The following is a 25,644-nucleotide window of genomic DNA, read 5'->3' as shown; positions in this document are numbered from 1 at the left end:
GCAATTCAACAATCGCGCTCGACCACCTTGTCGGCGAGAACGCTCAGCCAGGCCGCGTTGGGCAGGCCGCTGCGGGCCAGCGCGGCCTGCGCCTGCGCGCGCAGCGCCTCGGCGCGGCGTTGCGCAGCGCCCAGCCCGAGCACGGTGACGTAGGTGGGCTTGTTCTGGTCGGCATCCTTGCCCGCGGTCTTGCCGAGCGTGTAGGACGCCTGGGTCACGTCGAGGATGTCGTCGACGACCTGGAAGGCCAGCCCGAGCGCCGCGCCGTACTCGGCGAGCGCCTGTTTCGCCGGTCCGCTCGCCTCGCCGCAGGCCGCGCCCATCATGACACTGGCCTGCAGCAGCGCACCGGTCTTGCGGCGGTGCATGTCGCACAGCGCCTGTTCGTCGAGCGGCCGCCCGACGCTGGCGAGGTCGATCGCCTGCCCGCCGGCCATGCCGTCCTGGCCGGCCGCGCGGGCCAGCAAGCCGCACAGACGGGCCTGCAGCGCCAGCGGCACGCTCTCGTCCTCGGGCGTCAGCACCTCGAAGGCCAGCGCCTGCATCGCGTCGCCCGCCAGCATGGCCCGCGCCTGGCCGAACTGCACATGCACCGTCGGCTTGCCCCGCCGCAGCACGTCGTCATCCATGCAGGGCATGTCATCGTGGATCAGCGAATAAGCGTGGATCAGTTCGACCGCGCAGGCCGCACGCAGCGCGGCCTCGCTGCCGGTCGCGCCCACGGCCTCGGCAGCCGACAGCACCAGCAGCGGGCGCAGGCGCTTGCCGCCGTCGAGCACGCCGTAGCGCATCGCATCGCCCAGGCCTGCCGGTGCGAGCGCCGGCACCCAGCGCTCCAAGGCCGACTCGACCGCTGCGAGCCGCTCGCGCGACCAGTTGTCGAATTCATCGCGTTTCATGCCGCTGCCCACGGCTTGAGCTCACCGGCCTCGAGCACCTGCACCTGCTGCTCGACGGCTTCGAGCCGACCGCGGCAATAGGTCAGCAGCGCCGCGCCGCGGCGGTAGCTGTCGAGCAGGCGGTCGAGCGGCAACTGGCCCGCTTCCATCGCCGCGACCAGTTGTTCAAGCTCCGCCAGCGCCGCTTCGTAGCTGGCGGGTTCGGCGGCAGGAATCGAAGGGCTGGGCCCGCTGGCGGGTGCTTGCTTGGCCATGAGATCGCGTCAAAACCCAATTGTAGTCAGCCGGGCGTCAAGCGATGCCGGGGAGCGTGAGCATTTGTGCGACACCGCAAAAGCCCTTAGGGATTGCTGCCGTCGACCGGTGCGGGACCCGGCGCTCGGAGGACGGACCGATAGAATCCGCGGTTCCCCCCTGCAGCATGCAGGTGCCCCTGCCGTCGCCGTGACGGCGTGGCGCCCTCGCCGTCACCGACGGCCGGCACCGGATATCGGAGACCCTTCGGATCATGTCCGACTTGAGCATCACCCTTGACGTCCTCGGGCGCAGCCGCGCGCAGCTGCCCGTGTCGAGCTATTTCGACGAGGATCTGTACCGACGCGAGGAGGAGCTCATCATCCGACCTGGTCCGCGTTACCTCGGGCATGCGCTCGCGGTGCCCGAGGTCGGCGACCACCATGCGCTGCCGCAGGAGGGCGAAGGGCGAGCGCTGGTGCGCACCCCCCGGGGCATCGAGCTGGTCTCGAACGTCTGCCGGCACCGCCAGGCGGTGATGCTGCGCGGACGCGGCAACACGAAGAACCACATCGTCTGCCCGCTGCACCGCTGGACCTACGACCTGTCGGGCCAGCTGGTCGGCGCCCCCCACTTCCCCGACGACCCTTGCCTGCACCTGAACAACTACCCGGTGCAGCAGTGGAACGGCCTGCTGTTCGAAGCCGGAGCGCCGCCCGACGCGAACAGCCGCCAGCACACCCGTCGCGATGTCCACGCCGACCTGGCAGGCCTCACGCTGCCGCCGGAGTTCGACTTCTCCGGCTACGTGTTCGACCGCGTGTACCTGCACGAATGCGACTACAACTGGAAGACCTTCATCGAGGTCTACCTCGAGGACTACCACGTCGGCCCCTTCCATCCGGGCCTGGGCAATTTCGTCACCTGCGACGATCTGCGCTGGCAGATGGGCCCCGAGCACTCGCTGCAGACCGTGGGCGTCGCCAGGCACGCCGGCGAGGCGCTCGGCAAGCCCGGCTCCGACGTCTACCGCCGCTGGCACGAGGCGCTGCTGAACTACCGCCGCGACGCGCACGACAGCCTGCCGCCGAAGCACGGCGCGATCTGGCTGACCTACCACCCGACCGTGATGCTGGAGTGGTACCCGCACGTTCTGGTCGTCTCGACCCTGTACCCGCAGGGGCCGCGCAGGACGCTCAACGTGGTCGAGTTCTTCTACCCGGAAGAGATCGCCTCGTTCGAGCGCGAATTCGTCGAAGCCCAGCAGGCGGCCTACATGGAGACCTGTGTCGAGGACGACGAGATCGCGCTGCGCATGGACGCGGGCCGCGAGGCGCTGTGGCGGCGCGGCGACGACGAGTTCGGCCCCTACCAGAGCCCGATGGAAGACGGCATGCAGCACTTCCACGAGTGGTACCGGCGGCGCGGCGCGCTGCCGCGCTGAACGGCAAGCCGCTGCGAGGCCGCCCGACGGGCGGCTCCTCACGCCTCTCGCCCTCGAACGATGCCCGCGTCTTTGCTGATGATGCTCGCCACGCTGCTGTTCGCGGCGATGAGTGTGTGCGTCAAGTACGCGTCGGCGCACTACGCCACCGGCGAGATCGTGTTCTACCGCGGCCTGGTCGGCGCGCTGTCGATGGCGGCCCTGCTGCGCTGGCGCGGCGCCAGCGTGCGCACGCCGGTGCCGGCGATGCACTTCTGGCGCAGCGCCAGCGGCGTGGCGGCGCTGAGCCTGTGGTTCTACGCGATCGGCGGCCTGCCCCTCGCGACGGCGATGACGCTCAACTACATGTCCTCGGTGTGGATGGCGCTGTTCCTGATCGGCGGCGCGATCATGCTCGGGCGCGCGCGCACCGACGGCCGCCTGATCGCGACGGTGCTGGTCGGCTTCGTCGGCGTCGCACTGATCCTGCGGCCGACGATCGAGCGCGACCAGCTCTGGCACGGCCTGATGGGCCTGCTGTCGGGGCTGCTGTCGGCAATGGCCTACCTGCAGGTCACCGCGCTGGGCCGCGCCGGCGAGCCGGAGCCGCGCGTGGTGTTCTACTTTTCGGTCGGGGGCATGGCGGCCGGGCTGCTGACCGCGCTGGCCTGCGGCGGCTTCCACGCCCACACCGATGCGTTCGCGGCGGCGATGCTGCTGGCCGTCGGGCTGTTCGCCACCGCCGCCCAGTTGCTGATGACGCGCGCCTATGCGACCGGGCGAACGCTGGTCAACGCCAGCCTGCAATACCTCGGCATCGTCTACTCTTTCGCCTTCGGAGCGCTGCTGTTCGACGACCCGGTCACGCCGATGGCACTGGCCGGCATGCTGCTGGTGGTCGCTGCCGGCATCGCCGCGACACGGCTGCGCAACCACGCCGCGCCGCGCGACGCCGTCCAATCCACACTGGAGACTTGAACCACCCCCATTGCGCCTTCGACGCTCCCCCTCCAGGGGGGCAAGCCCGGACACACAAGCTCCAGTGGAGGTTGTGTGCCTGGCGAGCGGCCGAGCCACTGGCTCGGCGCGGCCTGCAAGGCACGCTGGCGGCCCGGCGGGGCCGGAGCCGCGGCGGCCGCGCGGCCTCAGACTGCGAATCAGGAGAACTGTGATGACCGATGTCCTTGCCCTGCCCTTGCCGCTGATCGAGGCGGCGGCCCTGCGTGAGCGGCTCGCCGCCGGCGCACCGACCGTCGTGATCGACACCTCGTTCGACCTGGCCGATCCCGCGGCCGGCGAACGCAGCTACCGCGAGGGTCATCTGCCCGGCGCGCACTACCTGCACCTCGATCGCGATCTGGCCGACCACGCCCCCGCTGCCGACGGGCGCTTTCGCGGCCGCCATCCGCTGCCCACGCGCGAGGCCTTCGCCGCGACGCTGTCGCGCCTCGGCATCGGTGCGGCGTCCCCGATCGTCGTGTGCGACCGGCAGGGCGGCATGTTCGCGGCCCGCGCATGGTGGATGCTGCGCTGGCTCGGGCACCGCGAGGTCGCCGTCCTCGATGGCGGCGTGCCGGCCTGGCTCGCCGGTGGCGGTGCGCTCGACGCCGCCATGCCCACCCCCTCGGCGGCGGCGCCTTACGTGCTGGGCGCAGCGCTGACCCCGACCCTGGACGCCGCCGCGCTGCAGGCCGCGCTCGGCCGTGTGCGCCTGATCGACGCGCGGGCGGCGGAGCGCTTCCGCGGCGATGTGGAGCCGCTCGATCCGGTGGCCGGGCACATTCCCGGCGCACTGAACCGGCCGTTCAAGGACAACCTCGACGCCCAGGGCCGTTTCCTGGCTCCCGAGGCGCTGCGCGCCGCCTTCGCACCGCTGCTCGCCGGCCGGCCCCCGGCCGAGGTGGTGCACCAGTGCGGCTCCGGCGTCACCGCCTGCCACAACCTGCTGGCGATGGAAGCGGCAGGCCTGGGCGGCTCGGCGCTCTACCCGGGCTCCTGGAGCGAGTGGTGCGCCGACCCGGCGCGGCCGGTGGCGCGCGGCTGATCAACAGGCCAGCGGCCCCCTCGGCCCCCGCGGGCTCGACGCGGCACTTGATCCTCGGCAATATGCGGTGCAGCCCGGTGGCGCAAGATGCACTCCCGAGCCCCCCACACCGCTCGCCTTGGAGTCCGCCATGTACCAACGCATCCTGGTTCCCACCGACGGCAGCGACGTCACTGCCAAGGCCATCGCGACCGCCGTCTCGCTGGCAAAGGCGCTGGGCTCGAAGGTCGAGGCGCTGAGCGTCAAGGAGCCCTTCCCCTACAGCGCGATCAGCGAAATCCAGCCGATCGCGCCGCAGGAGTATTTCGATGCGCAGGAACAGATCGCCCAGCGGCGGGTCCAGCAGGTGGCTGCGGCCTGCAAGGCCGCCGGCCTGGACTGCGAGACCTACACGCTGGAGGCCGTGCACCCTTACGAAGCGATCATCGAACATGCCGGCCAGCACGGCTGCGACCTGATCGTGATGGCTTCGCACGGCCGCCGCGGCATGAGTGCGCTGCTGCTCGGCAGCGAGACGCAGAAGCTGCTGACGCACACCGCGATCCCGGTGCTGGTGGTGCGCTGACGCGGGCCGCCCCACGCCGGCCGAGACCCTCCGGCCGGCGGGCTAGCCGGGTGCGCCGGTCAAAGCAGCAGTTGCGGCGCACCGTCGCGCTGGCGCACCACGCCGTCGGCGGTGAGCAGCGCGTCATCGACGGCCCAGCGCACGGCCATCGGGTAGAGCCGGTGCTCGCTGGCGAGCACGCGCGCAGCGAGCGTGTGCTCGGTGTCGCCGGACAGCACCGGGACCACCGCCTGCGCGACGATGGGCCCGTGGTCGAGTGCCGCCGTCACATAGTGCACCGTGGCGCCGGCCAGTTTGCAGCCGGCCTCGATCGCGCGGCGGTGGGTGTGCAGGCCCGGAAAGGCCGGCAACAGCGAGGGGTGGATGTTGAGCAGCCGCCCGGCATAGCGCTGCACGAAACCCGGCGTCAGGATGCGCATGAAGCCGGCCAGCACCACCAGGTCGGCCCCGTGCGCGTCGATGGCCTGCGCCAGCGCCGCGTCGAAACCCTCGCGATCGGCGTACGCGCGGTGCTCGACCACCGCGGTCGCGATGCCGCGCGCCGCCGCATAGGCCAGGCCGGCGGCGTCCGCGCGGTTGCTGATCACGGCAGCCACCCGGGCCGACCAGGCCTCGCGGGCGCAGGCCTCGACGAGGGCCTCCATGTTGGAGCCGCGGCCGGAGATGAGGATGACGATGCGTTTCACGGGCGGCAGTGTAGCGATCCGCTCCGGAGGCCCCACCTACAATTCTTCTCCTGCCCGCCCCCTTCCAGCCGCCAGCGCCGGCCCCAGCCCGAGTTCCCCCATGACCGAACGCGTCCTCACCGGCATCACGACCACCGGCACACCGCACCTCGGCAACTACGTCGGCGCCATCCGCCCGGCCATCGCCGCGAGCCGCGAGCCCGGCGTCGAGAGCTTCTTCTTCCTGGCCGACTACCACGCGCTGATCAAGTGCGACGAGCCCGACCGCATCGAGCGTTCCCGCCTCGAGATCGCCGCCACCTGGCTAGCCGCCGGCCTGGACACGCAGCGCGTCACCTTCTATCGCCAGAGCGACATCCCCGAGACGACCGAGCTCACCTGGCTGCTGACCTGCGTCACGGCCAAGGGCCAGATGAACCGCGCGCATGCCTACAAGGCAGCCACCGACGCCAATGCCGCGGCGTCGGAGGACACCGACGCCGGCATCACGATGGGCCTGTACTGCTACCCCATCCTGATGGCGGCCGACATCCTGCTGTTCAACGCCCACCGCGTGCCGGTCGGCCGCGACCAGGTGCAGCACATCGAAATGGCGCGCGACGTGGCACAGCGCTTCAACCACCTGTACGGCCAGGGGCGCGAGCTGTTCGTGCTGCCGCAGGCGGAGGTCGAGGAGGACGTGGCGACGCTGCCCGGGCTCGACGGCCGCAAGATGTCGAAGAGCTACGACAACACGATCCCGCTGTTCGAGGGCGGCGCCAGGGGCCTGAAGGAGGCCATCGCCCGCATCGTCACCGACTCACGGCTGCCCGGCGAGCCGAAGGACCCGGACGGCGCCCACCTCGTGACGATCCACGACGCCTTCGCGACGCCCGAGGCCCGCACCGCCTTCCGCGCCGAGCTGCGCGCCGGCCTGGGCTGGGGCGAGGCCAAGCAGCGCCTGGTGACGCTGGTCGAGGCCCACGTCGGCCCGATGCGCGAGCGCTATGCGCAGCTGATGGCGCACCCCGAAGCCATCGAGGCGGTGCTGCAGGAGGGCGCGCGCAAGGCCCGCGCGGTGGCCACGCCGCTGATCCGCGAACTGCGCCAGGCCGTCGGCCTGCGGGCGATGGTGGCGGTGAGTCGGCCCGAGCCGAAGAAGCCCCCTCGAACCCTCAATGAATCCTTGCCGGAGTTCAAGCAGTACCGCGAGGACGGACGCTTCTTCTTCAAGCTCACGACCGTCGGCGGCAAGGTCCTGCTGCAAAGTGCTGGCCTGCCCGATGGCCGCGAGGCCGGCGGCTGGGTCAAGCGCCTGAAGACCGAGGGGGCGGCTGCGCTGGCCGGCGCCCCGGTGCAGCGCAGCGAGGGGGTCGACGCGGCCGAGGTCGAGGCCGCCCTGAGCGCACTGGTCGCCGCGCAGGACTGACGCTGCCCGGGCGCGCCGCCATGGCCGGCATCCACATCACCGACATCGAGTCCGCCATCAACTGGTGGCGCGAACGCTCGCCATCGCCCGACGGCATCACCGCCTGCGCCGAGGTGCGTGCGCTGGCCGAGGTGTATGCGCTGCTCGTCTACTACCGCGAGAATCAGTGCGACGAGGACACGATGCCCCCGAAGGCCAAGGCGGCCTGGCTGGCCTGGTATGCGAGCACGCCCGACGCGCCCTGCATCGCGATCTGCTCCACCAGCCAGGGCGACGACGTCTGCAAGGGTTGCGGCCGGACCTTCGACGAGGTGCAGCACTGGCCCGCGCTGAGCCCGGCCGAGAAGCGCGCGACCTGGCGGCGCATCACGATGGAAGCCACGGCCTGGCGCTTCAACCGCTACGCCGAGCGGGCGCGCGAGGCCGAAGCGCAGAAGCCCGCTGCGCTCCCGGCCCCGTCACCCCAGCCCTCTCGGTCCGCCGAGTGATCGCCTGCCTCAGGCGATCGGCAGGCTCAGCACGAAGCAGCTGCCGCCGCCCGGGCGCAGCTCGCAGCGCACCTCGCCGCCGTGGTGGTGGGCGATCTGCCGGACCAGACTGAGTCCGAGACCGACGCCGCCGGCCTGCTCGGCGTGGCCCGGCATCCGGTAGAAGGGCTCGAAGATCCGCTCGCGCTGCGCCTCGGGCACACCCGGGCCCCGGTCGCTGACCCGCAGCTCCAGCCGTTCGCCCACGCGCCGCAGCTGCAGCTCCGGTGCGCCAATGCCGCCGTAGCGCCGCGCGTTCTCGAGCAGGTTGCGCAGTGCGCGGCGCAGCAGCCGCTCGTCGCCGCGCAGCGTGGCCGGCACTGCCGCGGCGCGGTCGGCTTCGTCGGGCAGCTCGAGCACGGCGTCGAAGCGGGCCGCTTCCTCCGCGGCGAGGGCGATCACGTCCACCGGATCGCGCACCCGCTCGTCGACCCCGTCGCGCGAGCGCTCGTGGCGCGCATCGAGCCGGCTCGCGAGCAGCACCTCCTCGACCAGCGTATCGAGCTCGCGGATGTTGCGCTCGATCTCCTGCTTCAACGGGCCGCGCCGCTCGGTGGGTGCCGTGTCGAGCATCGCCAGCGCCATCTTCAGGCGCGCCAGCGGCGAGCGCAGTTCGTGGCTGGCATTGGCCAGCAGCGACTGGTTGGCCTGCACCAGCGATTCGATGCGCGCGGCCGCCGCATTGAAACTCGTGGCGAGTGCTGCGATCTCGTCGCGCCCGGTGGCATCGACGCGATGGTGCAGCGCGCCAGCGCCGAAAGTCTCGACCCCTTGCTTGAGCACCTCGAGCCGGCGCGTCAGGCGCCGCACCACCGGGTAGGCGCCGGCGGCCACGGCGATGAACAGCACACCCAGGGTCAGCAGCAGGCCGACGCCCTGCAGGAAGAACGGTGGCTCGGGCACCAGCAGGCGCCCGTCGGGGCCGCGACCGCCGGGACGCAGCATGCTCGGCCGCACGACCCAGAGGGTGCGGCCGTCGCTGAGCGTCACGCGCTGGGGCAGCCGGCGCTCGGCGAGGTCAGGCGGCACATCGCGCCGGCGCTCGCGCGCGTCTCGCGGCCACCCGGGTGGGGCAGCCTCGGGAGCACCCGGAGGCGGGCGGCGCTCGCCGGCCGGCGGCGGCTCGTCCGGCCCGCCAGGCGCGTCGATCCAGCGCGCGAAGGCCTGCGAGGTGGCGATGCGCTGCCCCTGCTCGTCGTCCAGCGCCAGCGGCATGCGCAGCCGTGACGACCATTCGAGCAGGGCCTGGCCCTGCTCCGCGCGCGACGCATCGGCCGGCGGCAGCGCGTTCTGCAGCAGTTCGCCCCAGGCGACCAGCCGCTCGTTGCCGCTCGCCTCGAAGCGCGTGCGCTCGTGCTCGATGTTGCGCTGGAGCAGCCAGCCCGACACCAGCGCGAACAGCAGCAGCACCGCCACGACGGTGAGGTAGATGCGCAGGTAGAGCGTCTTCACCGGAAGGACCGCCCCCCGTGCCCGCGCCGGGCCTCAGGCGGCCTCGGCATCCTGCTTCTTCGCGAACACGTAGCCCGCACCCCGCACGGTGAGGATGCGGCGCGGCGTCTTGGGGTCGTCCTCGATCGCCGCGCGGATGCGCGAGATGTGCACGTCGATCGAGCGGTCGAAGGCCTCCAGCGCATGGCCCTTGAGCGCGTCCATGATCTGGTCGCGCGACAGCACGCGCCCGGGTGCGTTGGCGAGCACCACCAGGAGATCGAACTGGTAGCTGGTCAGCTCGCAGGGCTTGCCGTCGAGACGCGCCTGGCGCCCCCCGGCATCGACCTCGAGGCGCCCGAAACGCAGCACGTCGCCGTCGGCACCGCTGGGCGCGGCGCGGCGCAGCAAGGCCTTCACGCGCGCCAGCAGCTCGCGCGGCTCGAAGGGTTTGGGGAGGTAGTCGTCGGCGCCGAGTTCGAGACCGACGATGCGATCCATCGGCTCGCCGCGCGCGGTGAGCATCAGCAGCGGCAGCGCGCGCGTGCGCGGCAACGCCCGCAGCTCACGGCACAGGTCGAGGCCGTCGCCGTCGGGCAGCATCAGGTCGAGCACCAGGGCGTCGTACAGCTCGCGCTCGATGCGTTCGCGGCCGGCGGCGAGCGTGGTCGCGGTTTCGACCTCGTAGCCGGCCTGGCGCAGGTAGTCGCCCACCATCGCGGTGAGGCGCGCGTCGTCGTCGATCAGCAGCAGTCGGGCACTCATGGTGTTCGGCGGAAAACCGTCGCAGCCGGCGGGCTGCGACGGCACAGTGGAACCGGCGGTTCCGGAGGATATGCCAGCGCCGGGCGGTCACGGGCCGGCGCGCGATGCGGGCCGGCTCGTGGTGCACCCGCTATCAGCCGTTGCGGTCCGGCGGCGGAGCGCCGTGATGGCGCTCCATCCGGTCGTGGCGCGCCTTCATGCGCTCGGCCAGCTGGACACGCTGCTCGACCGTCAGCACGCGGCTCGCATCGAGCATCGCCTGGGTGATGCGCCGGCTGGCCTGGTCGTGCTGCGCCAGCATCTGCTGGCGCAGCGCCTCGACCGCCTGCGCGTCGACGGTCGGCTGGGTGAACAGGCGTGCCTGCTGTTCGCGCAGGCCCTTGCCCGCCTCGCGCTGGGCCTTCAGGTCGGCCGCGGCGGCCTGGGCGATCTGCTTGATCTGGCTGCGCTGCGCGTCGGTCGCTTTCACGCTGTCGAGCATGCGGTCGAGCTGACGCGGCGAGCCGCCCAGCCCGAAGCCCGGCGCGCCGTGGGCCGGCCGGCCTGCGGGGCCGCCGTCGGGCAGCGCCCAGGCCGTCAGGCTCACGCCGCCGGCCAGGGCCACCGCGATCCCGAGGATGACGCCGCGTGCGCCGCGGGCAGAAAGAGAGAAGGTGTTCATCGTGCGTCCTTTCCTTGCAAACCCCATCGGGGTGAACAGATGCTCGGACGCGGCGGTGAAGCGCACTTGCGGTTGGGGTAAAGATGTGTGAACCGGGGCGGCCCGCCGCCCGCGGTGCAAGCACATTCAGGTCGTCATCAGCTCGGCCTGCCGGCGCACGGCGCGGCGCCCCGCCTCCATCGCATGGCGCAAGGCCGAGGCCGGCGTGTCGAAGGTGTGTCCACAGGACAGGCTGTCGTCCTTGAACACGAGCTCGGCCTTGGGGCCGGTTCTCAGCACGACCACGGCCGCCACATAGCCGCCGTAGGCGCTCTCGAAGGTCCCACCATAGATGCGGCAGCCGCCGCAGTCCTGCTCTTCGAAGTGCATTTCGTCTCTCCTTGCCGACGGTGTCGGCACGCAGGAAAGCTTCGTTCATCTCGCGGTGTTTCGCGTCCCGCGCTGGGGGTGGCTCCGAAGGGGGTCCGGGCGTGCGAGTGGAGGTGCGCGAGCGCACGCCCGAGGGGGCACGTCGAGCAGTTTTCCTACAGACCCGCGCGATCTGCCGAACTAAATTGAGCGTGCCGGTTCGGTGACGAGCCGATCCGGTGCAAGGGGCCGTCCCTCCTCCCGTCTCCCTCCTCCCGCTGACGGCTTCTTTCCGGTGGACAGCGCATCGCGCTGTCCACCTTTTTCATGCCCGCCAGCCGCTGACAGCGGTGACGCCACGGCTCCTGCGAGACCCGCGCCGGGTCTTCACGCCGTGGACGCCTGGCGGCCCAGGCGTCCGCTCTGGTGGTCGAGGAAGGCCTGGCGGATCTCGGCCTGCGTGTTCATCACGAACGGGCCGTGCCCGACGACGGGCTCGCGCAAGGGTTCGCCACCCAGCAGCAGCAGGGTCGCGTCCTGCAGGGCTTCGACCATCACCGTGTCGCCATCGCGCTCCAGCACCGCGAGTTCGGCTTCACCGACGGTCTCGCCGCCGGCCACGCGCACGGCGCCCTTCAGCACGAACAGCGCCGTCGTGTGCCCGGCCGGCACCGGCAGCCGGGCCTGGCGGCCGGCCGCCAGACGCAGGTCCCAGACGTTCATCGGGCTGAAGCTGCGCGCAGGCCCCGTGGCCCCCTGCAAGGCCCCCGCGATGACGCGCACCGTGCCGGCCCCGCCGGGCAGTTCCACCTGCGGAATCTGCGCCGCGGCGATGCCCTGGTAGCCGGGGGCCGCCATCTTGTCCCTGGCGGGCAGGTTGACCCACAGTTGCACCATCTCGAACGGCCCGCCCCGGCGGGCGTAGTCGGCGCCGTGGTACTCCTCGTGAACGATGCCGCTGCCCGCGGTCATCCACTGCACGTCGCCCGGGCCGATCACGCCGCCGGCACCGGTCGAGTCGCGGTGCTCCACCTCGCCCGCGTAGACGATCGTGACGGTCTCGAAACCCCGGTGCGGGTGCCGGCCGACGCCGCGCCTTGCCGTGGTCGGCTCGAAGTTCGCCGGGCCGGCGTGGTCGAGCAGCAGGAAGGGCGACATCTCCTGCGGGAGGTCGTTGTACGAAAAGATGCTGCGCACGGGGAATCCATCGCCGACCCAATGCCGTCCCTGGCTGCGCTGGATGAACGAAAGCTGTTTCATTGTTTCATCTCCTTCGAGACCCGCATCTTGAGGCTGCGCAGGGTGTCATTCGCCCAAAGAATCTGCACGCACGGTTCACGCGCGTGCAATCGGGCGGCCGGCCCTTTGCGCCCACCCGGCGCAAAGCAAGCCTCTTGCGCTCGGGCCCAGCGCGGAGAATCGCCCCTCGTACCCCCGCTCCGGTCGCCGGGAGCCGACGCACGCCCCCACGGAGGGCGCCGTTGTCTTTTGCCGGCCCGGCCGACAGCCGCCCACCGCCACTGACCATGCCGTCCCAGCCCGCCCGCGTCCTGTCCGTCATCGCGCCGATGACGCAGCTCAACACCCCGTACCCGTCGACGGCCTACCTGACCGGCTTCCTGCGCTCGCGCGGCATCGAGGCCGCGCAGGAAGACCTGGCCCTGGCGCTGGCCCTGGCACTGCTGTCGCCCGGCGGCCTGGCGGCGATCCACGAGCGCATCGCGGACCTGCCGGCACCGGCGCGCACGCCGCGGGTCGACGCGTTCGAGGAGCGGTTCGAGCGCTATGCGGCAACGATCGCGCCCACGGTGGCGTTCCTGCAGGGGCGCGACGCCACGCTCGCGCACCGCATCTGCAGCCGCGCCTTCCTGCCCGAAGGCGCGCGCTTCGATTCGCTCGACGTCTACGAAGACCCCGACGGCGGCGACCCGATGGCCTGGGCCTTCGGCACCCTCGGCGTGCAGGACCGTGCCCGCCACCTGGCCACGCTGTACCTCAACGACATCGCCGACGTCGTGCGCGACGCGGTGGACCCGCGCTTCGAGTTCGTGCGCTATGCGGAGAGTCTGGCGCAAAGCCAGCCCAGCTTCGATCCGCTGGCCGAGGCCCTGGCGGCGCCGCTCAACCTGGTGGACCGCCTGCTGCGCGAGCTGACGCTGGCCGCGCTGGCGCGCCACCGGCCCACGCTGGTGCTGGTGTCGGTGCCCTTCCCGGGCGCGGTGTACGCGGCCTTTCGCATCGCCCAGGCCATCAAGGCGCACGACCCGGGCATCGTCACCGCGCTTGGAGGCGGCTTCGTCAACACCGAACTGCGCGAACTGACCGAGCCGCGCGTGTTCGACCACTTCGACTACCTCACGCTGGACGCCGGCGAACGGCCGCTGCTCGCGCTGCTCGAGCATCTGGCGGGCCAGCGTTCGCAGAGCCGGCTGGTGCGCAGCTTCGTGCGCGCGGTCGATCCGCACACGGGGTCGGCCGCGGTGCGCTATATCAACCTCGTCGAGCCCGACGTGCCCTTTGCCGAGGTCGGCACCCCCACCTGGGACGGCCTGCCGCTGGACCGCTACCTGTCGCTGCTGGACCTGCTCAACCCGATGCACCGGCTGTGGTCCGACGGGCGCTGGAACAAGCTGACGGTCGCGCACGGCTGCTACTGGAAGAAGTGCAGCTTCTGCGACGTGAGCCTGGACTACATCTCGCGCTTCGATGCCGCCGGCGCCGAGACGCTGGTCGACCGCATCGAGGCCATCGTCGAGGAAACCGGGCAGACCGGCTTCCATTTCGTCGACGAGGCCGCCCCGCCCAAGTCGCTGAAGGCGCTGGCCGCCGAGCTGCAGAAGCGCCGGCGGGCGATCTCGTGGTGGGGCAACATCCGCTTCGAAAAGTCGTTCACTCCCGCGCTGTGCCGGCAGCTCGCCGACAGCGGCTGCATCGCTATCTCGGGCGGGCTGGAGGTCGCCTCGGACCGGCTGCTGACCCTCATGAAGAAGGGCGTTTCGGTCGACCAGGTGGCGCGCGTCACGCGCGGCTTTTCCGACGCCGGCATCCTGGTGCATGCCTACCTGATGTACGGGTTTCCGACCCAGACCGTGCAGGACACCGTGGATGCGCTCGAGTACGTGCGCCAGCTGTTCGCGGCGGGCTGCATCCAGTCGGGCTTCTTCCACCGCTTCGCCTGCACCGTGCATTCACCGGTGGGCCTGAACCCCGAGGCCTACGGCGTGACGCTGCAGCCGCTGCCACCGGTGAGCTTTGCCAAGAACGACATCGGCTTCATCGACCCGACCGGCGTGGACCACGACGCGCTGGGTGTGGCGCTGAAGAAGGCGCTCTACAACTACATGCACGGCGTGGGGCTGGAAGCCGACGTGCGCAGCTGGTTCGACCTGCCGGTGCCGAAGACGCGGGTGGCGCGGCACCGCATCGAGCGGGCGTTGGCCTCGTAGACCGCCGGACCGGATACCGGCCGGTGTCCGCCCGGCACCGGCGCACTCTCACCTTCCGGCTATCCTTGCGCCGATGCAGGACAACATCCTCTCGGCCACAGGCGTCTCGAAGACCTACAGCTCGGGGTTTCACGCGCTCAAGGGCATCGACCTGACGATCCGCCGCGGCGAGATCTTCGCGCTGCTAGGGCCCAACGGCGCGGGCAAGACGACGCTCATCAGCATCGTCTGCGGCATCGTCAACCCGAGCGCCGGCCGCATCGCCGTCGACGGGCACGACATCGTGCGGGACTACCGTGCCGCGCGCTCGATGATCGGACTGGTGCCGCAGGAGCTCACGACCGACGCCTTCGAATCCGTGTGGAGCACGGTCTCCTTCAGCCGCGGCCTGTTCGGCAAGCCTCCGAATCCGGCCTACATCGAGAAGGTGCTGAAGGCCTTGTCGCTGTGGGACAAGAAGGACAGCCGCGTCATGGCGCTGTCGGGCGGCATGAAGCGGCGGCTGATGATCGCCAAGGCGCTGTCGCACGAGCCGCAGGTTCTCTTTCTCGACGAGCCGACCGCCGGCGTCGACGTCACGCTGCGGCGTGACATGTGGCAACTGGTGCGCGAGCTGCGCGCCACCGGGGTGACCATCATCCTGACCACGCACTACATCGACGAGGCCGAAGAGATGGCCGACCGGATCGGGGTCATCGACAAGGGCGAACTGGTCCTCGTCGAGGAGAAGACCGAGCTGATGCGCAAGCTCGGCAGGAAACAGCTCACACTGCAGTTGGCGACCCGGCTGCAGGCGGTACCGCCCGCCCTCCTCGCCTACGATCTGGCGCTGTCGGCCGACGGCAACGAGCTGACCTACACCTACGAGACGCAAGGCGGGCGCGCCGGCATTGCGGCGCTTCTGAAGGACCTGAGCGACATCGGCATCGCCTTCAAGGACCTGCACACGACGCAGAGCTCGCTGGAAGACATCTTCGTCGGCCTGCTCGAGGACAACCCATGACCATGAACCTGCACGCCGTGCACGCCATCTACCGCTTCGAGATGGCGCGCGCCTGGCGCACGCTGATGCAGAGCATCATCTCGCCGGTGATCTCCACGTCGCTGTACTTCGTCGTCTTCGGCGCGGCCATCGGCACGCGCATCCCCGACGTGGGGGGCGTGAGCTACGGCGCCTTCATCGTGCCGGGGCTGGTGATGCTGTCGCTGCTGACGCAGAGCATCTCCAACGCCTCGTTCGGCATCTACTTCCCCAAGTTCACCGGCACGATCTACGAGCTGCTGTCCGCGCCGATCTCGGCCTTCGAGATCGTGCTGAGCTACGTGGGCGCGGCCGCGACGAAGTCGATCCTCCTCGGGCTCATCATCCTGGCCACTGCCTGGTTGTTCGTGCCGCTGCGCATCGAGCACCCGGTGTGGATGCTGCTCTTTCTGGTGCTCACGGCGGTGACGTTCAGCCTGTTCGGCTTCATCATCGGCATCTGGGCCGACGGTTTCGAGAAGCTGCAGGTGATACCGCTGCTGATCGTCACGCCGCTCACCTTCCTGGGCGGCAGCTTCTATTCCATCGAGATGCTGCCGCCGTTCTGGCGGACGGTGGCGCTGTTCAATCCGGTGGTCTACCTGGTGAGCGGCTTTCGCTGGAGCTTCTACGGGGCGGCCGACGTGCACATCGGCTTGAGCCTGGGCGTGACGTTCGCGTTTCTCGTCGTGTCGCTGGGGGTGGTGGCCTGGATCTTCAGGACCGGGTATCGCCTGAAGGCCTAGGGCCTGTTCACACTCCCGGACGGCACACCGGGGACCTCTGGAAACGTCACCGGGACCTCACCGCTCCGATGAAGGGCTTTGCTTCGATCCTTCGCAAGGTCGCGCTCGACAGCAGGTTGCAAAAGCCGTCTGCGTGACAGCCGAATTTGGAGTCAATGGAACCACGGGAGTCACTGATACAGCCATCGCATCAATGACGATCATCAGGCATCTTTCCGTTATCGTTTTGATTCATAGACTTGTCAGGTCAGGCAGTACGGCCATTTGTTGATGGTTCAAATTCCTACTACATCCCAATCGTTGAACAGCAAGCAATGACTCTCGACCCGTTCGACCTGTTCGTGATTGGCGCCGGCAGCGGTGGCGTACGCGCGGCGCGCCTGGCTGCTCGTCAAGGCGCCAAGGTCGCCGTGGCCGATCCCGCGCCGCCCGGCGGCACCTGCGTGAACCTCGGCTGCATTCCCAAAAAGCTCTATAGCTTCGCGGCGCACTATGCAGGATCCTTCGATGAGTCGCGAGGCTTCGGGTGGTCGCTGGACGCGCCGCCGCGTTTCGACTGGGAGACGCTGAAGGCTCGTCGTGCGCGCGAGATCGCGCGGCTCAACGGCCTTTACAGTCGAATGCTCGAAGAATCGGGGGTCGCTCTGCTTCGCGGCAGCGCGACGCTTCGTTCAGCGGGCGAAGTCGAGGTCAATGGTCGGCTGTATGGTGCCAAGCACGTGCTGATCGCCTCGGGCGGGCGGCCCGTCGTGCCCGTATTCCCCGGGCATGATCTCGCCATGACGTCGAACGAGGTGTTCGATCTTCGCGAGTTTCCGAGCCGGTTGATCGTTGTCGGTGGTGGCTACATCGCGAGCGAATTCGCGTCCATCTTTGCCGGGCTCGGGGCGCAAGTGATCCAGCTGTACCGCGGCGAACAGATATTGCGTGGATTTGACGACGACGTCCGGCACTTCGTTGCCGCGGAAATGGCAAAGAAGAGGATCTCGATCCGCACGCGAAGCGACATCTCGCACATCGAGCGCGCTGCCGACGGCGCGCTGCGCGCCACGCTGGCCGACGGAAGTCGGCTGGAAGCCGACACGATTTTGTATGCAACCGGGCGCCAGCCGAATACGGAAGGAATCGGCCTGTCCGAACTCGGCGTGGAACTCGCGGCGAACGGGGCGATCGTTGTCGACGAGGTCTATCGCAGCAGCGTTCCCGGCATCCATGCCCTGGGCGACGTGATCGGCCGTGCACAACTGACGCCAGTCGCGCTCGCCGAAGCGATGGCGTTCATTGACCACCTGTTCGGCGCAGGCAAACGCAAAGTTGATTACCGGCTGATTCCGACGGCCGTTTTCACCGATCCCAGCATCGGCACAATCGGTCTGACCGAACGAGACGCCCGCCAGTGCTTTCAAGACGTGCGGGTGTTCCGAAGCGAGTTCAAGGCGCTCAGGCATACGCTGTCGGGCAGCAGCGAACGCACATTGATGAAATTGGTGGTCGACGGAACGAGCGACCGGGTGATCGGGCTGCACATGGTCGGCGCCGATGCCGGCGAGATCGTTCAGGGCTTCGGTGTCGCCATGACCGCCGGAGCCACGAAGTCGCAATTCGACATGACCATCGGCATCCACCCGACGGTGGCCGAAGAGTTTGTCTCCATGCGCGAGCCGGTGGGCTGACCTCCTTGCAGGCTCAGTACTGCGCTCCCGGCCAATCGATGACGGCCGACCGGATCGCGGCGACGCGCTCTGCCCGCTCCACGAAGTCTGCAACGGCAGGCCGTGCCCCATGCGACCAAAGCGCATCCGCGCCAAGGTTCTTCATGCGCAACAGCTCGATCGCCCAATAAAGATCGGCCATGGTCATCTCGTCGGCAAGAAGCCATCGGTTGCCGCGCGCTGCGAGTCGGCCCTCCAGGCCCTCGCAGGCTTCCTCGGCCTTGTCGTACGCGGCACGCATGGCTTGCGCGGAAAAGAGTTGCTGCGCGGCCTGCAGTTCCTTGCAGCGCTTCGCCGCGTAGCCGCGAACCAGCGCCTTGTCGTCGGCAAACTCCGCCAGGTAGCGGTCGCAGCGCCCCACTTTGCTCATCGCAAAGTCGACGCCATTGCCCCCGCGCCTGGATGCCGGCCGATGGTCTTCACCCGGAGGCCGCCCGCTGAGCATCTGGTAGTTGGGCAGGTTGTCGACGATATCGAGCTCCGCGTCGATGCGTTCCGCCAGATGAGCGGGGCGCAACCGCGCACGGCCGGCGATTGTCGCGTCGATGTACAGGCAGATGCGCTTCGAGTCGACGATCAGCTTTTCGGCGGCCAGGTCGACCAGCGTCGGCACGACCGCCGGATCGCAGCCCCCCGTCGCGACGGACGTGCTGCCGGAGTGTGCGGCCACGAGCGGCAAGTCCAGGTCGTCGCAGGCGGCCAATCGCAGTCGCACATAGGCCGGCAGATACGTTTCGCCGGCAAAGATGTTCATCGATTGGGAGACATACGGGATCTCGTGAAAAGCCAGCACGGCACGGACTTTCTGCGAGCAAATGGAGTTCGGCGCGTTGAACAGTTCGAAACGCGGTGCCTCGCTCTCCGAGGAACCAATGAATTCTCCAGCGCCATCCAGGGCGGCACGGGTCGCCGACAGGATCGTGAGGAAGGACGGATGTGCATCAGGCATGACAGGCTCTCGAGATAGTTGGGGTTGGGTCGGCAATTCGGGTCGGTGGGAACACCGGCGCAAACGACGTGGTGCGCAGGCGCCCTAGAGGTCCAGGACGAGCAGTTGGCTCTTGGCCCGGGAGCAGCAGGGCGTGAACTGGTCGTTGCGGGCACGCTCGGCCTCCGTCAGGTACTGATCCCGGTGGTCCGGCTCGCCATCGAGCACGCGGGTCAGGCAGGTGCCGCAGACGCCCTGCTCGCAGGACACCTCGATCACGACGCCCTGCTCGGCCAGCGCGGCGGCCACCGATCTGTCGGCGGCGATGCGGTAGACCTTGCCCGTGCTCGCGATACGCACGTCGAACGCGGTGTCGCCGTCCGTGTCCTGCGCCGGCGCGGCGAAGTACTCGAAGTGGATACTCTCCTGTGGCCAACCTTGTGCACGCGCGGTCGCCAGCACGAACTCGAGGAAGCCGGCCGGCCCGCAGGCGTACAAATGTCGCTCGCCGCCAGGCGATGCCAGCAGCGCGGGAAGGTCGATCTTCTGCGCCGCATCGCCGTCGTCGAAATGGAAGGCCACCCGCGACGCGAACGACGAACTCTTCAGCCGGTCATGAAAGGCCGTGCGGTCGCGGGAACGGCTGCAGTAGTGCATCTCGAACGGGGCGCCCGCAGAGGCCAGGTGCTCCGCCATCGCGAGGATCGGCGTGATGCCGATGCCGCCGGCCAGCAGCATCGCATGACCGCCGGACGCTGCCAGCGGGAAGTGGTTGCGCGGACCGCCGATGCGGATCAGGTCGCCTTCGTGGACCAGGTCGTGCATCGCGGCGGAGCCGCCGCGCGACGCGGGATCGCGCAGCACGCCGATCAGGTAGCGCGAGGTCTCGGCCGGGTGGTTGCACAGCGAGTACTGGCGCACCAGCCCGTTGGGCAGATGCACATCGATGTGGGAACCCGCGCCGAACGGCGGCAGCGGCGCACCGTCGGGATCGACCAGCTCGTAGGAGCAGATCCCGGCCGCTTCGATGCGCTTGCGAGCCACCCTGACGTGGCGTGCGGAGTGCTCCATCTCAGCTCGCCTTCGAGGCACCACCCTCGTTCTCGGCCAGTGCGCTCAGCACACGCCGCGCCTGGATGCCGCCGGCGTCACTGCGGATGTCGATCGACCGGTAGGCCGGAAACTGCCGCAGGCGTTTGTACTGGGCCTCCATGATGACCTTGTCCTCGAGGAAGGTCGCGGCGACCTCGTCGAAGAAGGCCTGCGTGACGGCCGGCTGGTCGACCTTGAAGTTGTGCGCCGCGCTCCAGAAGTAGTGCGTGGTGTGCTCGGTCTCGGGCGTGATGCCATTGAAGATGCGGGCACCGAAGTGGTCGGCCTGGTTCGCTTCATCGACGCCCTTGCCGGCATCGTTGGCGCCGGTGTAGATGCGGAGCAGGCCAGGGAAGCACTCGATCTTCATCCAGCGGTCGATGCGCCCCTCGAAGCCGACCGCGCGCACATAGGTCGGCGGCGGCGGCGAATCCATCAGGTAGCGCCGGACGGTCACCACGTCGCCGTCGCGCTCGGTCCGCAGCTCGGCCTTGACCTGCGTCGCGGCCGAGCCGCCGATCGTCTTGCGGTGCACCCAGGTGATGTGCGACAGGTCGAGCAGGTTGTCGTTGAGCAACTGGTAGTGGCCCTCGATGTGGTTGTAGCCGGTCTTGTGGGCCCACCCGGCATCGACATGCCAGGGATAGGGCACGATCTTGTCCGGGTCGGCCCGTTCGGGATCGCCCATCCAGATCCAGACGGCCCCATCGCGGTCCACCAGCGGGAAGCTGCGCACCCGGGCGCCCGACGGGATCTTGTCCTGCTCGGGCACGTGCACGCAAGCGCCGGTGCGGTCGTAGGCGAGGCCGTGATACGGGCAGATCAGGCGGTCCTCGCAGAGCTCGCCCATCGACAGCGGCACCGCGCGGTGCGCGCAACGATCCTGCAATGCCACCACCTGGCCGTCGGACTGCCGGTAAAGCACCACCGGCTCGCCGAGCAGCGTTCGGGCCAGCGGGCGGCCGGTCAGCTCACCGGGCCAGGCCGCCACGTACCAGCAGTTGCGTACGAACATCTCGCTCTCCTTCAAACGCCGACGTATTCCCGCAGCACCGCGGGATCCGCCTGCAATTGCGCGCTGGAACCGCTCCAGACCACGCGCCCCTTCTCGACCACGTAATGGCGGTCGGCCAGCCGCAGCAGCGGCCCGATGTTCTTGTCGATCACGATCAGCGCCAATCCTGCCTCCTTGAGCCGCTCGAGGCAGCGCCAGATCTCGCCACGGATCAGCGGCGCGAGGCCCTCGGTGGCTTCATCGAGGATCAACAGCAATGGGTTGGTCATCAGCGCGCGGCCGATCGCCAGCATCTGCTGCTCGCCGCCGGAGAGATTCGATCCCAGGTTGCGTTCGCGCTCCTCGAGGCGCGGGAACATCTCGTAGACCGAGTCCAACGTCCAGGCTGGCTGGGCACTGCGACGGTCCGTCGCGGTCGCGACGAGGTTCTCGCGCACCGTCAGGTTCGGAAAGATGTGCCGCCCTTCCGGCACAAGGCCGATACCAGCCTGCGCAACCCGGTGCGTAGGCCAGCCTTGAAGCTCCGTGCCAGCAAAACGGATGCTGCCCGCGCGCAGCGGGAGCAGGCCCATCATCGACTTGACTGTGGTCGACTTCCCCATGCCGTTGCGACCGACCAGCGTCACCACCTCATGGGGATGTACGTCGAGCGAAACGCCGAACAGGGCCTGGCTGGCACCGTAGCAGGTCTCGATGTCGCGCACCTCGAGCAACGCCGTCACAGTACTTCCTCTCCATCGCCCAGGTAGGCGGCATGCACACCGGTGTCTGCGCGAATCTGCTGTGGCGTGCCGCAGGCGATCGGGCGGCCGTACACCAACACCGAGATGCGGTCGGCCAGCGCGAAGATCGCGTCCATGTCGTGCTCGACCAGCACGATCCCGTACTCCCCCTTCAGGCGCAGCAACAGCGCCGTCAGCTCGACCGACTCCTGGTGGCTCATCCCGGCCATCGGCTCATCGAGCAGCAGCAGCTTCGGCTTCATCGCCAGCGTCATCGCGATCTCCAGCTGGCGCCGCGCACCGTGCGCCAGCTCGGCCACCGGTGTGGCGGCTCTCGAAGCCAGACCGACCTTCTCCAGCACCGCCAACGCCGGTTCCAGAAGCGCGGTATCGGATGCGACGGGCTTCCAGAACGAGAAGCTGTGCCCACTGCCCGCCTGCACCGCGAACATGACGTTCTGCAGCACGCTGAACTCCGGGAACACCGAGCTGATCTGGTACGAGCGCGCGATGCCGGCCAGCGTGCGCCGGTGCACCGGCCAGAGAGTGACGTCCCGGCCGTCGAAGACGATCTGTCCCTCGCTCGGCAGAAGTTCGCCCGACAGCAGGTTGATCAGCGTCGTCTTGCCCGCGCCGTTGGGGCCGATGACTGCGTGAAGTTCACCTGGCCGGACCTCGATGTCCAGGTGGTCGGTCGCGAGCAACCCGCCGAACCGCTTCACCAGGCCCTTGACTGCAAGCAGACTCATCGTTGGCGCTCCTTCTCCAGCAGGTAGCCGTACAGCCCTTGCTTCAGCGCCAGCGTGACGAGCACGACGAAGGCACCCAGCAGCAGCATCCAGTGATCGCGGATCCACCCGTCGACACCCCAAGGCAGACCGGCCGGGAGCGAAGTCAGCAGTTCCTCCAGCAGCAGCCATGCGCCGGCGCCAACGATCGGTCCGACCACGGTGCCGATGCCACCCAGCACGACCATCACGATCAGTTCGCCGGAGACCGACCACTGCATGTACGACGGTGAGGCGAAGCGCGTCAAGTTCGCGAGCAGTACGCCGGCCACTACGCAGATCAGGGCCGACAGCACATACGCGGCAAGCCTGTAGCGCAGGATCGGGAAGCCGAGCGCTGCCATGCGCCGCGGATTCGACTTCGTCCCGCGCAGCAGCATGCCGAACCGCGCCTGCACGAGACGGTGCAAGCCGTACAGTGTCACCATCAGGATCGCGTAGATCAGGTAGTACAGCACCACGTTGTTCGACAGGTCGAGCAGACCGAAATCGCTGCGCAGCGGAATCGGCAACCCATCGTCGCCACCGTAGGCCTTGATGCCGACAACCATGAAATAGAACATCTGCGCGAAGGCCAGCGTGATCATGATGAAGCCGACGCCGCTGGCGCGCAGGCAGACCAGCCCGATCAGCGTGGCCGCGACCAGTCCGACGCCCAGCGCAGCGCCAAGGTGGGCGAAGCCATTGACAATGCCATGGGACGACATCATGCCGACCGCATAGGCACCGATGCCGAGGTAGAGCGCGTGACCGAAACTGATCAGCGCACCGAAGCCGAGGATCAGGTTCAGCCCGAGCGCGGCGAGCGCGAAGATCATGATGCGCGATGCCAACACCAGGTAGAACGGCTGCCCGGCAGCCAACGCGGCGAGCGGCAGCAGACCGAGACCGCCGACGATCAGCACCAATACGGCCGCGCGGGCGGACAACTTCAGGCCGCGGCGCGGCGTCGCGGATTCCGCCACGATCGCAAACGTCAAGGGTTTAGCCATGTTTCACCGGGAATAGGCCCTGTGGGCGTACTGCGAGCACGACGGCCATCAGGATGTAGATCAGCATTGAAGCCACCGCGGGACCGGCCGCCTGAGCCGCGCTGCGTTCGAGCAACTCGCGCATCAGCGCCGGCATCAGCGCGCGACCCAAGGTGTCTGCGATGCCGACGATCAGAGCGCCATAGAAGGCGCCTCGGATCGATCCAACGCCGCCGGTCACGATGACGACCAGCGTGAGGATCAGGATCTGTTCACCCATGCCCGGCTGCACTGACAGGATCGGCGCCGCCATCAGACCGGCCAAGCCCGCCAGCGCCGCCGCCGCGCCGAACACCAACGCGTTGACGAGGCGGATGTTGACGCCCAGCGCCGCGACCATTGCTGCGTCCGACGCGCCGGCGCGAATCAACATGCCGACGCGTGTCTTGTGGATCACCAAATACAGAGCCAGCGCCACCAGCAGCCCAACCGCGATGATCGCAAAGCGGTACGACGGGTAGGGCATGCCGAACAGATCCACCGTGCCTGACAAGACCTGCGGCACGTCCATGAACAGGGGCGCCTGACCCCAGACGATGCGCACCGCTTCGTTGGCGAACAGGATCAGGCCGAAGGTAGCGAGCACTTGGTCGAGGTGGTCGCGCGCATAGAGGCGGCCGAGCACCAGGCGCTCGATCAGCATGCCCATCCCCAGCGCGCCGGGCACCGCGATGAGCCCGGCCACGATGAACGAGTCCGACCAGCCGTAAGCTGCCGCAGCCAGATAAGCACCCACCATATAAAGCGACCCGTGCGCCAGATTCACGAAGTTCATGATCCCGAGCACCAGAGTCAGGCCGGCCGACAGCAGGAACAGCAATACACCGAGCTGGAAGCCGTTGAGCAGTTGAGCGAAGAGCAATGAAACTGTCATGGGTGGCCCCGCATTTCAGTTCAAGCTGCACTGGCCGTGGTAGGCGTCCTGGTGGTCCTTCAATGGTGTCGCCACCGTCTTCAGACTGACTCGCCCCTTGGCATCCTTCGCCGCCTCGAACATGTGCATGTCATGAATCGGAAAATTGTTGTTGTTGAAGCGGAAACTGCCGCGCACCGACTTGAAGTCGGCCGCTTTCAGCGCAGAGCCGAAGGCCTGCTTGTCGGCCAGGTTGCCCTTCACCTTGGCAATGGCCGAATCCAGCAACAGCGCGCCGTCGTAGGCCTGGGCCGCGAAGGTAGACGGGATGCGCTTGTACTTGGCCTCGAAGGCGTCGACGAACTGGCGGTTCACGGGGTTGTCGAGGTCCGGCCCCCAGAAGGCGCCACTCAGAATGCCGAGGGCCGCGTCCTTCAGCGCCGGCAGTGAGGTGCCGTCGGCGATGCCGGTGGACAGCAGCGGCAGCGCCTTCAGCAAGCCCGCCTGCTGGTACTGGCGCACGAAGTTCACGCCGAGCGCGCCAGGGAAGAAGGCGAACACCGCATCGGGCTTTTGCGCAGCGATCTGCGCGATCTCGGCAGAGAAGTCGAGCTGGTTCAGTGGCGTGTAGATCTCATCCTGCACAGTGCCTTTGTAGTAGCGCTTGAAGCCGCCCAGAATGTCCTTGCCGCCCTGGAAGTTGGGCGCCAGCAGGATCATCTTCTTGTAGCCCTTGTCGACCGCGTACTTGCCGACCACTTCCGCAATGTTGTCGTTCTGCCAGGACGCGACGTACTGGTAAGGCGAGCAACCGGCCCCGGCCAGCGGCGAGGGCCCGGGGTTGGTACTGATCAAGAAGACCTGCTTCTCGGTGATCGGCCGCGCGACGGCCATGATCACGTTCGAGCCGGTGATACCGGTGATGATGGAAACCCGCTCGCGTTCGATCAGCTTCTGGACAATCTGCGTGGCGAGTTCGGGCTTGAACTGGTCGTCCTCCTTCAACACCTGAACCGGCACACCGCCGAGCTTGCCGCTGCGCTGCTCTACGGCCAGCATGAAAGCGTCGTACTGATCCTGCCCGATGGCACCGATCGGGCCGGAGAAGGTGGCCAAGAAGCCGATCTTCAGCGGCGTCTGGGCGTGGGCGCTCCCCAAGGCAAGACACGCCAGGCCGAGCAAGCCTGCGCGCAGCGCGGTAGTGAACATGTTTGTTGTCTCCTTGATTCTCTGATCTGGATGATCGAGCCGGCCTCGCAGCTTCGATATCCGGTTGGTTGCCGCTCGGCGCAGGTCACG

General features: G+C 68.7%; 26 protein-coding genes. 10 read left to right on the top strand and 16 right to left on the bottom strand.

Annotated elements, in window-relative coordinates:
• Window positions 1-5: 5 nt before the first annotated feature.
• Complete coding sequence (locus ACQY9S_RS02035) at window positions 6-899, bottom strand: polyprenyl synthetase family protein (protein WP_428422906.1); 894 nt, start codon at window positions 897-899, stop codon at window positions 6-8.
• Window positions 896-1,153, bottom strand: a complete 258-nt coding sequence (locus tag ACQY9S_RS02030) for an exodeoxyribonuclease VII small subunit (RefSeq protein ID WP_428422905.1) — start codon at window positions 1,151-1,153, stop codon at window positions 896-898. Before ACQY9S_RS02030 ends, ACQY9S_RS02035 begins: the two co-directional genes overlap by 4 nt.
• A gap of 254 nt (window positions 1,154-1,407) precedes the next feature.
• Between ACQY9S_RS02030 and ACQY9S_RS02025 the strand changes: the two genes are divergently transcribed.
• The 4 genes from ACQY9S_RS02025 (at window position 1,408) to ACQY9S_RS02010 (ending at window position 5,165) form a co-directional block, all read left to right on the top strand.
• Window positions 1,408-2,577 carry an aromatic ring-hydroxylating oxygenase subunit alpha gene (locus ACQY9S_RS02025; protein ID WP_428422904.1) on the top strand — a complete coding sequence of 390 codons (1,170 nt, stop codon included), beginning with the start codon at window positions 1,408-1,410 and terminating at the stop codon, window positions 2,575-2,577.
• A gap of 60 nt (window positions 2,578-2,637) precedes the next feature.
• Complete coding sequence (locus ACQY9S_RS02020; RefSeq protein WP_428422903.1) at window positions 2,638-3,534, top strand: DMT family transporter; 897 nt, start codon at window positions 2,638-2,640, stop codon at window positions 3,532-3,534.
• A 193-nt stretch (window positions 3,535-3,727) separates the two neighbouring features.
• Complete coding sequence (locus ACQY9S_RS02015) at window positions 3,728-4,600, top strand: sulfurtransferase (protein ID WP_428422902.1); 873 nt, start codon at window positions 3,728-3,730, stop codon at window positions 4,598-4,600.
• A 130-nt stretch (window positions 4,601-4,730) separates the two neighbouring features.
• Window positions 4,731-5,165 carry a universal stress protein gene (locus ACQY9S_RS02010; protein ID WP_428422901.1) on the top strand — a complete coding sequence of 145 codons (435 nt, stop codon included), beginning with the start codon at window positions 4,731-4,733 and terminating at the stop codon, window positions 5,163-5,165.
• A 59-nt stretch (window positions 5,166-5,224) separates the two neighbouring features.
• Here the strand turns inward: ACQY9S_RS02010 and purN are convergent, their stop codons facing one another.
• Window positions 5,225-5,851 (bottom strand): phosphoribosylglycinamide formyltransferase, encoded by a 627-nt coding sequence (gene purN / locus ACQY9S_RS02005; RefSeq protein ID WP_428422900.1) that lies wholly within the window; start codon window positions 5,849-5,851, stop codon window positions 5,225-5,227.
• A 100-nt stretch (window positions 5,852-5,951) separates the two neighbouring features.
• On the opposite strand from purN, the gene ACQY9S_RS02000 reads away from it, so the two are divergent.
• Entirely contained in the window at window positions 5,952-7,259 is a 1,308-nt protein-coding gene (locus tag ACQY9S_RS02000; protein WP_428422899.1) for a tryptophan--tRNA ligase, read from the top strand.
• 20 nt (window positions 7,260-7,279) lie between these two features.
• Window positions 7,280-7,747, top strand: a complete 468-nt coding sequence (locus ACQY9S_RS01995) for a DUF3717 domain-containing protein (RefSeq protein WP_428422898.1) — start codon at window positions 7,280-7,282, stop codon at window positions 7,745-7,747.
• A 9-nt stretch (window positions 7,748-7,756) separates the two neighbouring features.
• Here ACQY9S_RS01995 and ACQY9S_RS01990 read toward each other — a convergent pair whose 3' ends face one another.
• From ACQY9S_RS01990 to ACQY9S_RS01970, 5 genes are all read right to left on the bottom strand, one after another.
• Window positions 7,757-9,238: a sensor histidine kinase gene (locus ACQY9S_RS01990; RefSeq protein ID WP_428422897.1), complete on the bottom strand. Its 1,482-nt coding sequence runs from the start codon at window positions 9,236-9,238 to the stop codon at window positions 7,757-7,759.
• A gap of 33 nt (window positions 9,239-9,271) precedes the next feature.
• A complete protein-coding gene (locus tag ACQY9S_RS01985) occupies window positions 9,272-9,982 on the bottom strand; it encodes a response regulator (protein ID WP_428422896.1) in 711 nt (236 codons plus the stop codon).
• A gap of 133 nt (window positions 9,983-10,115) precedes the next feature.
• Window positions 10,116-10,643: a Spy/CpxP family protein refolding chaperone gene (locus ACQY9S_RS01980; protein WP_428422895.1), complete on the bottom strand. Its 528-nt coding sequence runs from the start codon at window positions 10,641-10,643 to the stop codon at window positions 10,116-10,118.
• Window positions 10,644-10,769: 126 nt separating this feature from the next.
• Entirely contained in the window at window positions 10,770-11,012 is a 243-nt protein-coding gene (locus tag ACQY9S_RS01975) for a hypothetical protein (protein ID WP_428422894.1), read from the bottom strand.
• 366 nt (window positions 11,013-11,378) lie between these two features.
• Window positions 11,379-12,251 carry a pirin family protein gene (locus tag ACQY9S_RS01970; protein ID WP_428422893.1) on the bottom strand — a complete coding sequence of 291 codons (873 nt, stop codon included), beginning with the start codon at window positions 12,249-12,251 and terminating at the stop codon, window positions 11,379-11,381.
• A 266-nt stretch (window positions 12,252-12,517) separates the two neighbouring features.
• Between ACQY9S_RS01970 and ACQY9S_RS01965 the strand changes: the two genes are divergently transcribed.
• The 4 genes from ACQY9S_RS01965 (at window position 12,518) to gorA (ending at window position 17,877) form a co-directional block, all read left to right on the top strand.
• Window positions 12,518-14,437 carry a B12-binding domain-containing radical SAM protein gene (locus tag ACQY9S_RS01965; RefSeq protein WP_428422892.1) on the top strand — a complete coding sequence of 640 codons (1,920 nt, stop codon included), beginning with the start codon at window positions 12,518-12,520 and terminating at the stop codon, window positions 14,435-14,437.
• A 73-nt stretch (window positions 14,438-14,510) separates the two neighbouring features.
• Window positions 14,511-15,440, top strand: a complete 930-nt coding sequence (locus ACQY9S_RS01960; protein WP_428422891.1) for an ABC transporter ATP-binding protein — start codon at window positions 14,511-14,513, stop codon at window positions 15,438-15,440.
• 2 nt (window positions 15,441-15,442) lie between these two features.
• Entirely contained in the window at window positions 15,443-16,204 is a 762-nt protein-coding gene (locus tag ACQY9S_RS01955; RefSeq protein ID WP_428425557.1) for an ABC transporter permease, read from the top strand.
• Window positions 16,205-16,518: 314 nt separating this feature from the next.
• A complete protein-coding gene (gene gorA, locus ACQY9S_RS01950; protein ID WP_428422890.1) occupies window positions 16,519-17,877 on the top strand; it encodes a glutathione-disulfide reductase in 1,359 nt (452 codons plus the stop codon).
• A 13-nt stretch (window positions 17,878-17,890) separates the two neighbouring features.
• On the opposite strand, the gene ACQY9S_RS01945 is transcribed toward gorA, so the two are convergent.
• From ACQY9S_RS01945 to ACQY9S_RS01910, 8 genes are all read right to left on the bottom strand, one after another.
• Window positions 17,891-18,865 carry a glutathione S-transferase family protein gene (locus tag ACQY9S_RS01945; RefSeq protein WP_428422889.1) on the bottom strand — a complete coding sequence of 325 codons (975 nt, stop codon included), beginning with the start codon at window positions 18,863-18,865 and terminating at the stop codon, window positions 17,891-17,893.
• Between the two features lie 84 nt (window positions 18,866-18,949).
• The gene (locus ACQY9S_RS01940) at window positions 18,950-19,915 is read right to left on the bottom strand and encodes a PDR/VanB family oxidoreductase (RefSeq protein ID WP_428422888.1); all 966 of its coding nucleotides are present in this window, start codon (window positions 19,913-19,915) and stop codon (window positions 18,950-18,952) included.
• Window position 19,916: 1 nt separating this feature from the next.
• Window positions 19,917-20,951 (bottom strand): Rieske 2Fe-2S domain-containing protein, encoded by a 1,035-nt coding sequence (locus tag ACQY9S_RS01935; protein WP_428422887.1) that lies wholly within the window; start codon window positions 20,949-20,951, stop codon window positions 19,917-19,919.
• Between the two features lie 11 nt (window positions 20,952-20,962).
• On the bottom strand, window positions 20,963-21,673 hold the full coding sequence (locus ACQY9S_RS01930; protein ID WP_428422886.1) for an ABC transporter ATP-binding protein: 711 nt from the start codon (window positions 21,671-21,673) through the stop codon (window positions 20,963-20,965).
• On the bottom strand, window positions 21,670-22,422 hold the full coding sequence (locus ACQY9S_RS01925; protein WP_428422885.1) for an ABC transporter ATP-binding protein: 753 nt from the start codon (window positions 22,420-22,422) through the stop codon (window positions 21,670-21,672). Before ACQY9S_RS01925 ends, ACQY9S_RS01930 begins: the two co-directional genes overlap by 4 nt.
• A complete protein-coding gene (locus ACQY9S_RS01920; RefSeq protein ID WP_428422884.1) occupies window positions 22,419-23,453 on the bottom strand; it encodes a branched-chain amino acid ABC transporter permease in 1,035 nt (344 codons plus the stop codon). Before ACQY9S_RS01920 ends, ACQY9S_RS01925 begins: the two co-directional genes overlap by 4 nt.
• Complete coding sequence (locus tag ACQY9S_RS01915) at window positions 23,446-24,366, bottom strand: branched-chain amino acid ABC transporter permease (protein WP_428422883.1); 921 nt, start codon at window positions 24,364-24,366, stop codon at window positions 23,446-23,448. The genes ACQY9S_RS01920 and ACQY9S_RS01915 overlap by 8 nt, the downstream gene beginning before the upstream one ends.
• A 15-nt stretch (window positions 24,367-24,381) precedes the next feature.
• Window positions 24,382-25,554, bottom strand: coding sequence for an ABC transporter substrate-binding protein (locus tag ACQY9S_RS01910; RefSeq protein WP_428422882.1), 1,173 nt, complete (start codon window positions 25,552-25,554; stop codon window positions 24,382-24,384).
• Window positions 25,555-25,644 lie beyond the last annotated feature (90 nt).

This window comes from Methylibium sp., assembly GCF_965279545.1.
In the GTDB taxonomy this organism is placed as follows: domain Bacteria; phylum Pseudomonadota; class Gammaproteobacteria; order Burkholderiales; family Burkholderiaceae_C; genus Methylibium.
The sequence above is the reverse complement of the archived record's forward strand: the minus strand, read 5'-3'. Positions and strand labels throughout refer to the sequence as shown.

Coding starts and splice junctions, on each gene's coding strand:
- ACQY9S_RS02035 (WP_428422906.1), bottom strand. CDS start 899: ATGAAACGCGATGAATTCGACAACTGGTCGCGCGAGCGGCTCGCAGCG.
- ACQY9S_RS02030 (WP_428422905.1), bottom strand. CDS start 1,153: ATGGCCAAGCAAGCACCCGCCAGCGGGCCCAGCCCTTCGATTCCTGCC.
- ACQY9S_RS02025 (WP_428422904.1), top strand. CDS start 1,408: ATGTCCGACTTGAGCATCACCCTTGACGTCCTCGGGCGCAGCCGCGCG.
- ACQY9S_RS02020 (WP_428422903.1), top strand. CDS start 2,638: ATGCCCGCGTCTTTGCTGATGATGCTCGCCACGCTGCTGTTCGCGGCG.
- ACQY9S_RS02015 (WP_428422902.1), top strand. CDS start 3,728: ATGACCGATGTCCTTGCCCTGCCCTTGCCGCTGATCGAGGCGGCGGCC.
- ACQY9S_RS02010 (WP_428422901.1), top strand. CDS start 4,731: ATGTACCAACGCATCCTGGTTCCCACCGACGGCAGCGACGTCACTGCC.
- ACQY9S_RS02000 (WP_428422899.1), top strand. CDS start 5,952: ATGACCGAACGCGTCCTCACCGGCATCACGACCACCGGCACACCGCAC.
- ACQY9S_RS01995 (WP_428422898.1), top strand. CDS start 7,280: ATGGCCGGCATCCACATCACCGACATCGAGTCCGCCATCAACTGGTGG.
- ACQY9S_RS01985 (WP_428422896.1), bottom strand. CDS start 9,982: ATGAGTGCCCGACTGCTGCTGATCGACGACGACGCGCGCCTCACCGCG.
- ACQY9S_RS01980 (WP_428422895.1), bottom strand. CDS start 10,643: ATGAACACCTTCTCTCTTTCTGCCCGCGGCGCACGCGGCGTCATCCTC.
- ACQY9S_RS01975 (WP_428422894.1), bottom strand. CDS start 11,012: ATGCACTTCGAAGAGCAGGACTGCGGCGGCTGCCGCATCTATGGTGGG.
- ACQY9S_RS01970 (WP_428422893.1), bottom strand. CDS start 12,251: ATGAAACAGCTTTCGTTCATCCAGCGCAGCCAGGGACGGCATTGGGTC.
- ACQY9S_RS01965 (WP_428422892.1), top strand. CDS start 12,518: ATGCCGTCCCAGCCCGCCCGCGTCCTGTCCGTCATCGCGCCGATGACG.
- ACQY9S_RS01960 (WP_428422891.1), top strand. CDS start 14,511: ATGCAGGACAACATCCTCTCGGCCACAGGCGTCTCGAAGACCTACAGC.
- ACQY9S_RS01955 (WP_428425557.1), top strand. CDS start 15,443: ATGAACCTGCACGCCGTGCACGCCATCTACCGCTTCGAGATGGCGCGC.
- gorA (WP_428422890.1), top strand. CDS start 16,519: ATGACTCTCGACCCGTTCGACCTGTTCGTGATTGGCGCCGGCAGCGGT.
- ACQY9S_RS01945 (WP_428422889.1), bottom strand. CDS start 18,865: ATGCCTGATGCACATCCGTCCTTCCTCACGATCCTGTCGGCGACCCGT.
- ACQY9S_RS01940 (WP_428422888.1), bottom strand. CDS start 19,915: ATGGAGCACTCCGCACGCCACGTCAGGGTGGCTCGCAAGCGCATCGAA.
- ACQY9S_RS01935 (WP_428422887.1), bottom strand. CDS start 20,951: ATGTTCGTACGCAACTGCTGGTACGTGGCGGCCTGGCCCGGTGAGCTG.
- ACQY9S_RS01925 (WP_428422885.1), bottom strand. CDS start 22,422: ATGAGTCTGCTTGCAGTCAAGGGCCTGGTGAAGCGGTTCGGCGGGTTG.
- ACQY9S_RS01920 (WP_428422884.1), bottom strand. CDS start 23,453: ATGGCTAAACCCTTGACGTTTGCGATCGTGGCGGAATCCGCGACGCCG.
- ACQY9S_RS01915 (WP_428422883.1), bottom strand. CDS start 24,366: ATGACAGTTTCATTGCTCTTCGCTCAACTGCTCAACGGCTTCCAGCTC.
- ACQY9S_RS01910 (WP_428422882.1), bottom strand. CDS start 25,554: ATGTTCACTACCGCGCTGCGCGCAGGCTTGCTCGGCCTGGCGTGTCTT.